Raw genomic sequence first — 12,755 nt, forward strand, 5'->3', positions numbered from 1 at the left:
TGCACCGCGCGCTCCGTTTAGGGTCGAGTCATGGAGAAACCGACTTCCCGGTGGCGGCACCGGCTGCCCCGCACCCCAGGCCGGTGGGCCGCGGTCGTCGCCGCCCTCGCCGTGCTCGTGGGCGCCGGTACCTGGACGGCCGTCGCCGACGACAGCGCCCCGACCGTGCACCGGCAGGACCGGATGATGAAGATGAACGGGGTGTCGGTCGACACGTCGTACTTCACGTCCGGTGGCACGAAGCCCCGGCCGGCCGTCCTCATCGGGCACGGTTTCGGCGGCAGCAAGAACGATGTGCGCGCCCAGGCCGAGAAGCTGGCCGCCGACGGTTACGCCGTCATGACCTGGTCCGCCCGTGGATTCGGGAGGACGACCGGCGAGATCACGCTCAACGCCCCCGACGGCGAGGTCAAGGACGTGTCCGGTCTCATCGACTGGCTGGCCGGCCGCCCCGAGGTGCAGCTCGACGCGAAGGGCGACCCGCGCGTCGGGGTCACCGGCGCTTCGTACGGTGGTGCCGTGTCGCTGCTGGCCGCCGGGTACGACGAGCGGGTCGACGCCATCGCCCCCGTGATCAGCTACTGGAACCTCGCCGACGCGCTCTTCCCGGACGGGGTGTTCAAGAAGCTCTGGGCCGGGATCTTCGTCTCCTCCGGCGGCGGCTGCCAGAGGTTCCAGAAGCAGCTGTGCGAGATGTACGAGCGCGTCGCCGTCAGCGGTAAACCGGACGCGGCGGCACGCGCACTCCTGACGGAACGTTCCCCCGAGGCCGTGGCCGACCGGATCGACGTGCCCTCGCTCATCCTCCAGGGCCAGAGCGACTCGCTGTTCCCGCTCGGCCAGGCCGACGCCATGGCCAAGGCCATCAAGTCGAACGGGGCGCCCGTCTCCGTCGACTGGATCGCCGGCGGCCACGACGGAGGGGACGACGAGGGCGACCGCGTCGAGGGCAGGGTCGGCGACTGGTTCGACCGGTATCTGAAGCAGGACAAAAGCGCCGACACCGGGCCCGGCTTCCGGGTGACCCGGACCGGCGGAGTCGACTCCACCGACGGCGCCGCCCTGAAGCGCGGCGCCAGCAGCGCCTCCTACCCCGGCCTGACCAGCGGCGGACGGAAGATCCCGCTCACCGGCGCCGGGCAGCCGCCCGCCACGGGCGGCGCGATGGACCGGCCCGGGACCGGCGGCGGGCAGAGCGCCCCCGGCAAGAACCTGACGCAGACCTTCCGCAACCCCGCCGGGGCCAACCCGCCCTCCATCTCCGCCGTCCCCGGCGTCGGAGGCGGGCTCTCCCAGCTGTCCTCGCTCGGCGTCGGCTTCTCCCTCGACTTCCCGGGGCAGTACGCCCGCTTCGACTCCGCCCCGCTGGACCGCTCCGTCCATGTCACCGGCTCACCCACGGTCCGCGTGAACGTCAAGGCGGACCAGGGCGACGCCGTGCTGTTCGGCAAGGTCTACGACGTCTCGCCGGACGGGAAGCAGCAGGTGCTGCCCTCCCAGCTCGTCGCGCCGTACCGCATCACCCCCGAGGAACAGGGCAAGCCGGTCGAGCTGACCCTGCCCGCCGTCGACCACGAGGTCGAGGCCGGGCACAGCCTCCGCGTCGTACTCTCCGCGACCGACCTCGCCTACGCCTCACGGGCCGAGCCCGCGACGTACACCGTCTCCCTCGACGGACCGCTCACCGTCCCCACGGCACCCGCCGTGAAGACCGCCGCGGCCACCATGCCCTGGTGGACCTGGGGACTCCCGGCGGCCGGGCTCGTCATCGCCGCCGCCCTCCTGCTCACCGCCCGCCGGCGCACCGCCACCCCCGCCCCCGACCCGGCGCTGGCCGACGTGCCGCTGCAGATCACGGACCTGTCCAAGAAGTACGCGAAGTCCTCGGACCGGTACGCCGTACGCGACCTCGGTTTCCGCGTCGAGAAGGGTCAGGTCCTCGGCCTCCTCGGACCGAACGGCGCCGGCAAGACCACCACCCTGCGCATGCTGATGGGGCTCATCACCCCCGACGCCGGTGAGATCCGCGTCTTCGGGCACGCGATCCGCCCCGGGGCGCCCGTGCTGTCCCGCGTCGGGTCCTTCGTCGAGGGCGCCGGCTTCCTCCCGCACCTCTCGGGCCGCTCCAACCTGGAGCTGTACTGGCAGGCCACCGGGCGCCCCGCCGAGGACGCCCACATCGACGAGGCCCTGGAGATCGCCGGACTCGGCGACGCCCTGGCCCGCGCCGTACGCACCTACTCCCAGGGCATGCGGCAGCGGCTCGCCATCGCCCAGGCGATGCTCGGCATGCCGGACCTCCTCATCCTCGACGAACCCACCAACGGGCTCGACCCGCCCCAGATCCGCGAGATGCGGGACGTGATGATCCGGTACGCGGCCGGCGGTCGGACCGTGATCGTCTCCAGCCACCTCCTCTCCGAGGTCGAACAGTCCTGCACCCACCTGGTGGTCATGGACCGGGGGCAGCTCGTCCAGGCCGGTCCGGTCGCCGAGATCACCGGCTCCGGCGACATGCTGCTCGTCACCACGGGCACCGAGGTGGCCGAACCGCTCGTGGACAAGGTGGCCGCCCTCCCGGGCATCGGCTCCGCCGCCCGCCTCGACGACGGCCACGGCCTGCTGGTCCGCCTCGACGGCGCCACCGCGTCCCAGCTGATCGCCGAACTGGTCCGCCTCGACGTGCCGGTGACGGGCGTCGGGCCGCACCGCCGCCTGGAGGACGCGTTCCTCACCCTCATCTCCCAAGGATCCGCATGAGCTCCGCACCAGAGATCCAGGCACTCCCCGAGGCCCCCGGCTACCGTCCCCACCGCACCCTTCCGCTGCGCGTGGAGGCCATGAGGCAGCTGCGCAGGCGGCGCACCGTGCTGATGTTCGGGGTGCTGGCGGCACTGCCGTTCATCCTGATCATCGCCTTCGCGGTCGGCGGCACCCCCGGCGGCGGTGAAGGGGGAGGCGGGGGCGGCGGTTCGCGGATCAACCTCATGGACGTCGCGACGGAGTCCGCCGCGAACTTCGCGGCGACCTGCCTCTTCGTCTCGGCCGGCTTCCTGCTGGTGGTGCCGGTCGCCCTGTTCTGCGGGGACACGGTCGCCTCCGAGGCCAGCTGGTCCTCGCTGCGCTACCTGCTCGCGGCGCCCGTCCCCCGGGCCCGGCTGCTGTGGAGCAAGCTCGTCGTGGCGCTCGGCTTCAGCCTCGCCGCCATGGTGCTGCTGCCGCTCGTCGCACTGGCCGCGGGAGCGGCGGCGTACGGCTGGGGGCCGCTGAAGCTGCCCACCGGGGGCGCCCTCGCCACCTCCGACACCGTGCCGCGCCTCGCGCTCGTCGTCGCCTTCGTCTTCGTCTCCCAACTGGTCACCGCCGGGCTGGCGTTCTGGCTGTCGACGAAGACGGACGCACCGCTCGGCGCGGTGGGCGGCGCGGTCGGGCTGACCATCGTCGGCAACGTCCTGGACGCGGTCACCGCGCTCGGTACCTGGCGTGAATTCCTGCCCGCGCACTGGCAGTTCGCCTGGGCCGACGCGCTCCAGCCCGACCTCGAATGGGGCGGGATGGCGAAGGGCGCGGCCGTATCGGTGACCTATGCCCTGATCCTGTTCGCACTCGCCTTCCGGGGGTTCAGTCGTAAGGACATCGTGTCCTGACCTTGATGTTCCGCCCCGCCGGAGCCCGTCGTTGCGTCATCGAGACGGTTCCGCAACGCTTCCGACGACTCCGACCGGCCACCTCGTACGTCACATTCACAGATGTCCACGACGTGGGGGGTACGTATGGAACGCAGGGCATGGACGCACCGGGGAGCACTCGCGCTCCTCCTGGCGGGCGGGATCCTCGTCACCGGTTGCAGCGGTACGGGCACGAGCACCGACTCCGCCGACCGCGGTGTCGCGGGCAGCGGCGGGCCGGCCGGGGGCAAGGGGGCTCCCGCCGCCCCGTCCGCCGCACCGGGGCAGCGGGAGAGCGGGGCGAGTGAGGCGGAGGACGGAGCGGCCCGGGAGAGCGCCGCGCCCGACTACCTGTCGACGTTCGCCCTGGACGTCGACACCGCCAGTTACGGATACGCCCGCCGCACCCTGGACGACGGGCGGCTGCCGGACGCCGCCACGGTGCGCCCGGAGGAGTTCGTCAACAGCTTCCGCCAGGGGTACGAGCAGCCCAAGGGCAACGGTTTCTCGGTGAGCGTCGACGGCGCCCGGCCCGATGCCGCCGACTGGTCGCTCGTACGGGTCGGGCTGGCCACCAGGGCCGCCTCGGATGCGGGCGAACGCCCGCCCGCCGCACTGACCTTCGTCGTCGACATCTCCGGGTCGATGTCGGAACCCGGCCGCCTCGACCTGGCGAAGACCTCGCTGGGCATCCTCGCCGACGAGCTGCGCGACGACGACTCCGTCTCCCTGGTCACCTTCAGCGGCCAGGCCGAGACCCGGCTCCCGATGACCCGCCTCCAGGGCAACCGCACCAGGATCCGGGACGCCATCGACGAGATGGAACCCGCCGACTCCACCAATGTGGCGGCCGGTGTCGAGGTGGGCTACCGGGAAGCGGTCGAGGGCCACCGCGAGGGCGCCACCAACCGGGTCGTCCTGCTCTCCGACGCACTCGCCAATACCGGGGCGACGGACGCCGACACGATCCTGGAACGCATCGGCGACGCCCGCAAGGAGTACGGCATCACCCTGTTCGGCGTCGGGGTCGGCAGCGACTACGGCGACGAGCTGATGGAGCGCCTCACCAACAAGGGCGACGGCAACACCACGTACATCGCCGACGAGACGCAGGCCCGAAAGGTCTTCGTCGACCAGCTGCCCGCCCATGTCGAGCTCAGGGCCCGGGACGCCAAGGCCCAGGTCGCCTTCGAACGGAAGACGGTCGAGCAGTTCCAGCTCATCGGGTACGAGGACCGCAAGGTCGCCGACGACGACTTCCGGGACGACAGCGTCGACGGCGGCGAGGTGGGCCCCGGCCACACGGTGACCGCCCTCTACGCCGTGCGGCTCCGTGAGGGCGCCTCCGGCCGGGTGGCCACGGCGACCGTACGCTGGCTGGACCCGAAGACCCGCAAGGCGCACGAGGAGACCGGCTCCGTGGAGACCGGCGCGATCGACGGAAAGCTCTGGGACACGGCCGGCGCACGGCTCCAGGTGATCGCGGTGGCGGCCTACTTCGCGGACACGCTGCGCGGCGGCGACCTGCCGGGGACGCCCTCGCTCGGGCAACTCGCCTCCCGGGCGAGGAAACTGGCCGGATCGACCGAGGACAGCTCGGTGGAGAAGCTCGCCACGATGATCGAGCGGGCCGACCGGCTCAAGGGCGGCGGCGACGGACCGACGGGCGACACCGGCGAGGGCGAACTCGGCTGATCCGACTGCCCCCTCCCGGCTGCCCCCGGCCGACCCCGCCCGCCGGGGGCAGCCGGGGGCAGCCGCACGCGCCGCCCGGGGGGGCGGGGCACCCGTCACGCCAGGTGGAACACCTCGGTCAGCGGGACCATGGCCTCGTCGGCCGCCTCCGGCTGCTCGAAGAACTCGCCCATCTCCCGCTGCCACCGGGCATTGACCTCCGTCGACGCCATCGCCTCCCGGGCCGCGTCGAAGTCCTCCGTCTCCAGATAGCCGACCAGCAGGCCGTCCTCGCGCAGGAAGAGCGAGTAGTTGTGCCAGCCCGCCTCCGACAGGGCGGCGAGCATGTCCGGCCACACCGCCGCATGGCGCTCGCGGTACTCGTCCTTGCGGTCCTCACGGACCTTCAGCAGAAAGCAGACGCGCTGCATGGAGCCGGTCCCCTCCGGTCAGAAGTCGAACGAGTCGATGTTCTTGGCGTCGAAGACGGTCGGCTCCCCGAGGACGACCTCGCCGTCCTTGCCGACCGTGTACTCGCCGAGCCTGCCCGCCTTGAACTTCTCGCCCTCCGCACCGGTGATCTGCCCCGATGCCAGCGCCGCGGCCGCGTACGAGCCGAGGTAGCCGAGCTCCTCCGGGTTCCAGAGCGAGAACTGCTCGACGGTGCCGTTCTTGATGTACTTGCGCATCTGGTTCGGGGTGCCGAGCCCGTTGAGGACGACCTTGCCCTTGTACGAGGAGTCGCCCAGGTAGCGCGCCGCCGCGGCGATCCCGACCGTCGTGGGGGAGATGATGCCCTTGAGGTCCGGGTAGGCCTGGAGGAGGCCCTGCGTCTGCTGGAAGGACTTCTGGTCCGCGTCGTCCCCGTACGCGACCTTGACCAGCTCCATGTCCTTGTACTTCGGGAGCTTCAGCTCCTCCTTCATGTACTCGATCCAGGTGTTCTGGTTCGTCGCGTTCTGGGTGGCCGACAGGATCGCGACCTTGCCCTTGTAGCCGATCTGCTCACCGAGGTGCTGGACCAGACTGCGGCCGATCTCCTCGGAGCCGGCCTGGTTGATGAAGAGCTGACGGCAGTCCTTCGCGGTGTCCGAGTCGTACGCCACGACCTTGATGTCCTTCTTCATGGCCTGCTTGAGCGGGCCGCACACCGCGTTGGGGTCGTTCGCGGCCACGAGGATGGCGTCCTGGCGCTGCTGGATCAGGGTGTTGATGTAGGAGACCTGCGAGGACGCGCTCGCGTCGGACGGGCCGACCTCCTTGCCCGTGCCGCCGTACTCCTTCGCCGCCGCGATCCCCGCCTCGTCGATGAGCTTCTCGTACGGGTTGTTGATCTGCTTGGGCAGGAAGGCGAGCTTCAGGCCCTTCTTCAGCGGCGCGTCCGGATCGGCCTTCGCGGAGCTGCCGGCCTTCGCGCTCCCGCTCCCCTCGCTGTCCTTCGTGGTGCCGGAGCAGGCGGTGAGGGCGAGGGCGAGCGAGACGGCGGCGGCTGCGGACGCGACGGCGCGGCGCCCGGCGGCATTGCGGAGCATCATGACGGCGTGTGCCTTTCGGAGGGGGTAGGGAGAGGGCGTTCAGGACGACCGGGGCGGGGGAGTGTTCGCGGCCCTCCTGTGCCGGCGTTCGACGACCGTGGCGATGACCCGGGGGGTCAGGACGGACGCCACGAGCAGCAGCCCGGTCACGATGACCTGCACCTCGTTGGCGATGTCGTTGAGCGTGAGCAGGTTCTTCAGCAGGCCGATCAGCAGGACACCGGCGACCGCGCCGAAGAGCGTGCCCTTTCCGCCGTCGAAGTCGATGCCGCCGAGCAGGACGGACGCGATGACGAGCATCTCGAAGCCGAGTCCGTTGTCCGCGCGGGCACTTCCGTAGCGGAGGGTGAAGACGACACCCGCGAAGGCGGAGAACAGCCCGGTCACGACGAAGAGCAGCAGCTTGATCCGCTTGACCCGGATACCGGCGAAGTACGCGGCCTCCTCCTGGGCGCCGATCGCGTAGAGCGAGCGGCCCAGCCCGGTGGCGTGCAGCACCACCGCGGTGACCGCCGCCAGGACGAGGAAGAGCAGCACCGGATAGGTGAGGAAGGTGCCCGGCACGGTCGTGGTGTCGACGGCCCAGTCCGCGTAGACCTGCGGGAAGTCCGTCACCGCGTCGCTGCCGAGCGCCACCGAGGCCAGACCCCGGTAGAGCGCCAGGGTGCCGATGGTGACCGCCAGGGAGGGGAGCCCCACCCTCGTCACCAGCCAGCCGTTGAGGAGCCCTCCGGCGACGCCCACCAGCAGCACCACCGGCACGATCGTCTCGAACGCCCAGCCCGCCTCCCACAGCGCTCCGGTCAGCGCGCTGCCCAGGCCCAGCATGGAGGCCACCGACAGGTCCACCTGGCCGGCGACCACGAGGAGCGTCATCGGCAGGGCGATGAGGGCGACTTCGGCGATGTCGTTGAAGGCGAACGCGAGGTTCTCGCCCGAACCGAAGCCCTCCGTGGTCCCCAGCCCGACGACGAGGACCGCCACCAGCAGGACACCGACCGCGGTGTCCCAGCGCAACGCCAGATCACGTACGGGAGAGGGCTTCGTCGCGGCCCCCGGGGCGGGGGCCGTCTTCGTGTCAGGCGCCGTGGTCATGACGGGCGTTCCTCTTCCTCAGGGCGGCGGTCATCCGCAGGTTCACGATCCGGTCGACACTGATGGCGAGCAGGAGGAGCGCACCGGTGATGGCCCCCTGCCAGAAGGAGTCCACCTTCAGCACGACCAGGACGCTGCCGATGGTGGTGAGCAGCAGGGCGCCGAGCGCGGCCCCCCAGACGGTGCCGGTGCCGCCGGTGATCGCGACACCGCCGACGACGACCGCGCTGACGACGGTCAGCTCCCAGCCGTGCGCGTTGTCCGCGACGACGGTGCCGAAGCGGGCCAGCCACAGGGCCCCCGCGAAACCGGCGACGGCCCCGGAGAAGGCGTACGCGGCGAGGATCCGGCGGCGGATCGGGATACCGGCGAGCCGGGCGGCCTCGGGGCTGGACCCGATGGCGTACAGCTCACGCCCCGAGCGGTAGCCGCGCAGGAAGTACGCCGTCGCCGCGAGCAGCACGAGGGCGATCAGCGGCAGATAGGGGATGCCGAGCACGCTCCCGCTGCCGAGCCCCAGCACCGCGTCCGGTACGTCGGAGGCGCTGATCTGCTCGCCCTGCGCCCACCAGTAGTCGACGCCCTGGATGATGTAGAGCATGCCCAGGGTCACGACGAGCGCCGGGACCCGGCCGAAGCTGACGAGGGCGCCGGAGACCAGGCCGCACACGACGCCGATCGCGACGCCGAGCAGCAGCACCGTCAGCACACCGTGGTCGCTCCCCGCGACGAACTTCCCGCAGGCGAAGGCGGACAGGCCGACGACCGAGCCGACGGACAGATCGATGTTGCGGGTGATCACGACGGCGGACTGGCCGACCGCGAGCAGCACCAGGATCGACGCGTTGAGCAGCAGGTCCTTGATGCCCTGGTCGGACAGGAAGCGCGGGTTGGCCAGGTAGGTGCCGAGGACCAGCAGGGCCAGCGCCCCCGCGATGGAGATCTCCCGCGCCCGGAAGACCGCGTCCACGAGCGAGGAGGCGCTGCGTTCGGGTGCCTTCGCGGTGTCCGGGGGGCTCTCGACGGTGGTGGTCATGCCGCTGCCCTCTCGTTGCGTCCGGTGGCCGCGGCCATGACCGACTCCTCGGTGGCGGACCCGCGCGGGATCTCGGCGACGAGCCGGCCCTCGTGCATCACGAGCACCCGGTCCGCCATGCCGATGACCTCGGGGAGGTCGGAGGAAATCATCAGGACGGCGAGGCCGTCGGCGGCGAGCGCGGAGAGCAACCGGTGGACCTCCGCCTTGGTGCCGACGTCGATCCCGCGGGTCGGCTCGTCGACGATGAGCACGGCGGGGCCGGTCGCCAGCCACTTGGCCAGCACGACCTTCTGCTGGTTGCCGCCGGACAGCACGCCCACGGTGTCGGCGAGCCGGCTGTACTTGAGCTGGAGGCGCACCGCCCAGTCGGCGGCCCGGTCGTGCTCCAGGGCCCGGCTGACGAGCCCGCGTTTGCGGACCTCGGTCAGGCCGGTGAGGCCGATGTTCCGCTCGATCGACATATCCATGACCAGCCCGCGCTGACGCCGGTCCTCCGGTACGAGCGCGAGCCCGGCGTCCATCGCGCCGGTCGGCGAACCGGGGCGCAGCACGGTGCCGGCCACCCTCACGTCGCCCGCGTCGGCCCGGTCGACGCCGAAGACGGCCTGGGCGACCTCGGTGCGCCCGGCGCCGACGAGCCCGGCGAGCGCGACGATCTCGCCGCGGCGGACGTCGAAGGACACCTCGCGGAAGACACCCTCGCGGGTGAGCCGGTGCACGGACAGGGCGACCTCGCCGACCTCGGCGTCCTGCTTGGGGTAGAGGTCGTCGAGGTCACGGCCGACCATCCTGCGCACCAGGTCGTCCTCGGTGAGCCCCTCCACCGGCTCGGAGGAGATCCACCGGCCGTCGCGCAGGGTCGTGACGCGCTGGCACAGCTCGAAGATCTCGTCCAGGCGGTGCGAGATGAACAGCACCGCCGCGCCCTCGGAGCGCAGCGCCCGGACGACCGAGAACAGCCTGGCGGTCTCGCTGCCGGTCAGGGCGGCCGTCGGCTCGTCCATGATCAGGACGCGGGCGTCGAAGGAGAGCGCCTTGGCGATCTCGACGATCTGCTGGTCGGCGATCGACAGGCCCCGGGCGGGGCGGTCCGGCGCCAGATCGACGCCGAGTCTCCGCATCAGCGCGGCGGTGGTCGCGTGCACGGCCCTGCGGTCGATACGGCCCAGGGACCGCCGGGGCTGACGGCCCATGAAGATGTTCTCGGCGACGGACAGGTCGGGGAAGAGCGTCGGCTCCTGGTAGATGACCGCGATGCCGGCGTCGCGGGCGTCCGCCGGGCCGTGGAAGACGACGGGTTCCCCGTCGAGGAGCACCTCGCCGCTGTCCGGGCGGTGCACCCCGGCGAGGGCCTTGATCAGCGTCGACTTGCCTGCGCCGTTCTCCCCGGCGAGTGCGTGGGCCTCGCCGGGGAACAACTGCAGGGACACGTCCCGCAGGGCCCGTACGGCACCGAAGGACTTGCTCACGCCCTTCAGGGCCAGGACCGGGGCCGGGGCGGACTGGTTCATGGGAGCTCCTCAGCGGAGGGACTGTTCCGCTCCACCCGCCGTGAAAGGTTTCAATGAGGTTGCTCGGAAGCTAAACGGCGATGGTGGGCGCCGTCAATGGGTTGATGGCGAGAAGTTCCAGGAACAGGGGCGATGTCAGGGCTGGACGCGGGGAGCGGGTGGGCACCCTTGACAGCCCTTGGGGCGGGCCACTATCTTCCCCGTCCTTGAATCGATTCACGCAATGTCATGGAAACGCGCGTAACGGTCCTACGCGGTCCCACACAGCCCACGGACCGGCGCTCATGGGCGCGCCGCGGGATGGCCCGGTCCCAGGAGCACGACGAGCCCCGCCCGCCCGGGCACGGGCACCGGGACCTGATGCCAGCCGGCCCTCCGGTAGAAACGCAGCGTCGCCTCGGCGTGTACGGACGTGAGCAGCCAGCAGCGCCCGCCCGGAGCGGCCTCGGTGACCGCCGTCAGCAGGGCGGCGCCCAGCCCGGCGCCGCGTGCGTCCGGGGTCACGGCCAGCTCGTCGACCTCCAGCGCCCCGCACAGCCACTCCTCGACACGGCCGGGCCCGAGCGCCTCGGCGACATGACCGTAGCTGCGGCCGGAGGGGAAGACGTCCGGTGTCGTCCAGGCGGTGGCGAAGCCGCCCACGGTGCCCCCGTCGAGGGCCAGCGCGGCGGTGAACCCGGGGCGCGCGGCATCGGCGGCGAGCCGCTCGACGTAACCGGCGCCCGCCGAGGGGTCCTCGTTCCACGGGGGCTCGGAGAACACGTCGGCGTACACCTGGCGGATCCCGTCGGCGTACGCGGGAAGGCTCGCGCCCTCGACCAGCCGGACCCGCATGACCGCACCACTCCCCACCCCTGGACCGTTCCGGAAAGGATAGGGCGCGCGGTCGCGGGAGCGTGGCCGGAGGAGGGGCTTCCGGATGCCGGCTGTCCGGAAGGAGCCCCCGCCCCGCTCAGCCGGCGGGCCGTACCAGATGCGTGGTGAACCAGTCCCGGGCCAGCTCAGCGACCCGGTCCAGGGCGCCCGGCTCCTCGAACAGGTGCGTGGCGCCGGGGACGATCTCCAGCCGGTTCTCGCAGTGCAGCGCCGCCTGGGCCTGCCGGTTGAGGCCGAGCACCGTGGTGTCGGCGCCGCCCACGACGAGCAGCGTGGGCGCGCGCACCCCGGACAGGTCGGCCCCGGCCAGATCGGGGCGCCCGCCGCGGGAGACCACGGCGCCGACACCCGAGTCCGTCGCGGCGGCGGCCCGCAGCGCCGCCGCCGCACCCGTACTCGCCCCGAAGGAACCCACCGGGAGGGGCACCCGGCGCCTCAGCCAGGCGGTGGTGTCCGCCAGCCGCGCGGCCAGCAGGCCGATGTCGAAGACGTTGGCGCGGTAGACCTCCTCCCCGGGCGTGAGCAGATCGAAGAGGAGGGTGCCCAGACCGGCGCGGTTCAGCACCCCGGCCACGGCGCGGTTGCGCGGACTGAGGCGGCTGCTGCCCGAGCCGTGGGCGAACACCACGACCGCCCCGGCGTCCCCGGGGAGCACGAGATCCCCGCACAGCGGGACCCCGCCCGCGTCCACCTCGACCTCCTCGGCCGTGACGGTCCCCGCGGAGGCCCGTGCCAGCAGCGTGACGACCTCCTCGTCGGAGGTCTGGGAGAAGTCCCGGTACCACTCGCCCACGGCGGAGAAGAGATGCGGCGTGGAGAGACAGACGACCTCGTCGACGTCCTCGCGCAGCCTGGCGGCGACATCCGGGGACGCGACGGGCACGGCCAGCACGACCTGGGCGGCCCCCTGCGCCCGCACCACCTGACAGGCGGCCCGCGCGGTCGCCCCGGTGGCGACCCCGTCGTCCACCACGACCACCACGCGCCCCTTCAGGGGCAGGCGCGGCCGGCCCGCCCGGTACGTCCCGGCCCGCCGCAGCAGCTCCGCCTCCTCGGCGCGTTCCACGGCCTCCAGGTCCTCCTCCCGGACCCCGGCGTGGCGGACGATCTCCTCGCTGATGACCCGGGCCCCGCCCTCACCGATGGCGCCGAATCCCAGCTCCGGACGGTACGGCACCCCGAGTTTCCGGACCACGATGACATCGAGCGGGGCACCGAGAGCCCGCGCCACCTGGTACGCCACCGGGACCCCGCCGCGTGGCAGCCCCAGGACGACGGGATCGCGTCGCTCCAGGTGCCTGAGGGACTCGGCGAGCTGTCGCCCGGCATCCGTGCGGTCGGTGAACAGCACGGGGGT

Annotated in this window: 10 protein-coding genes; 3 read left to right on the plus strand and 7 right to left on the minus strand. The window is 72.1% G+C overall.

All coding sequences use genetic code 11. From position 1 onward, the window contains the following. Window positions 1–30: 30 nt before the first annotated feature. The 3 genes from ACZ607_RS00585 (at window position 31) to ACZ607_RS00595 (ending at window position 5,363) form a co-directional block, all read left to right on the plus strand. The gene (locus tag ACZ607_RS00585; protein ID WP_469730320.1) at window positions 31–2,760 is read left to right on the plus strand and encodes an alpha/beta fold hydrolase; all 2,730 of its coding nucleotides are present in this window, start codon (window positions 31–33) and stop codon (window positions 2,758–2,760) included. Next, a complete protein-coding gene (locus ACZ607_RS00590; protein WP_469730322.1) occupies window positions 2,757–3,647 on the plus strand; it encodes an ABC transporter permease in 891 nt (296 codons plus the stop codon). Before ACZ607_RS00585 ends, ACZ607_RS00590 begins: the two co-directional genes overlap by 4 nt. A 126-nt stretch (window positions 3,648–3,773) precedes the next feature. Continuing rightward, the gene (locus ACZ607_RS00595) at window positions 3,774–5,363 is read left to right on the plus strand and encodes a vWA domain-containing protein (RefSeq protein ID WP_469730324.1); all 1,590 of its coding nucleotides are present in this window, start codon (window positions 3,774–3,776) and stop codon (window positions 5,361–5,363) included. Window positions 5,364–5,458: 95 nt separating this feature from the next. Here ACZ607_RS00595 and ACZ607_RS00600 read toward each other — a convergent pair whose 3' ends face one another. The 7 genes from ACZ607_RS00600 to ACZ607_RS00630 all read right to left on the minus strand — a co-directional run bounded on the left by ACZ607_RS00600 (window position 5,459) and on the right by ACZ607_RS00630 (window position 12,749). Further along, a complete protein-coding gene (locus ACZ607_RS00600) occupies window positions 5,459–5,773 on the minus strand; it encodes an L-rhamnose mutarotase (RefSeq protein WP_469730326.1) in 315 nt (104 codons plus the stop codon). Window positions 5,774–5,791: 18 nt separating this feature from the next. Next, a complete protein-coding gene (rhaS, locus tag ACZ607_RS00605) occupies window positions 5,792–6,877 on the minus strand; it encodes a rhamnose ABC transporter substrate-binding protein (protein WP_469730328.1) in 1,086 nt (361 codons plus the stop codon). A gap of 39 nt (window positions 6,878–6,916) precedes the next feature. After that, complete coding sequence (locus ACZ607_RS00610) at window positions 6,917–7,972, minus strand: ABC transporter permease (RefSeq protein WP_469730330.1); 1,056 nt, start codon at window positions 7,970–7,972, stop codon at window positions 6,917–6,919. Then, window positions 7,956–9,008, minus strand: a complete 1,053-nt coding sequence (locus ACZ607_RS00615; RefSeq protein WP_469730332.1) for an ABC transporter permease — start codon at window positions 9,006–9,008, stop codon at window positions 7,956–7,958. The genes ACZ607_RS00610 and ACZ607_RS00615 overlap by 17 nt, the downstream gene beginning before the upstream one ends. Continuing rightward, window positions 9,005–10,522 (minus strand): sugar ABC transporter ATP-binding protein, encoded by a 1,518-nt coding sequence (locus ACZ607_RS00620; protein WP_469730334.1) that lies wholly within the window; start codon window positions 10,520–10,522, stop codon window positions 9,005–9,007. The genes ACZ607_RS00615 and ACZ607_RS00620 overlap by 4 nt, the downstream gene beginning before the upstream one ends. A gap of 282 nt (window positions 10,523–10,804) precedes the next feature. Then, on the minus strand, window positions 10,805–11,356 hold the full coding sequence (locus ACZ607_RS00625; RefSeq protein ID WP_469730336.1) for a GNAT family N-acetyltransferase: 552 nt from the start codon (window positions 11,354–11,356) through the stop codon (window positions 10,805–10,807). Between the two features lie 118 nt (window positions 11,357–11,474). Next, complete coding sequence (locus ACZ607_RS00630; RefSeq protein ID WP_469730338.1) at window positions 11,475–12,749, minus strand: phosphoribosyltransferase family protein; 1,275 nt, start codon at window positions 12,747–12,749, stop codon at window positions 11,475–11,477. Window positions 12,750–12,755 lie beyond the last annotated feature (6 nt).

Source organism: Streptomyces sp. NPDC104381 (assembly GCF_055583745.1).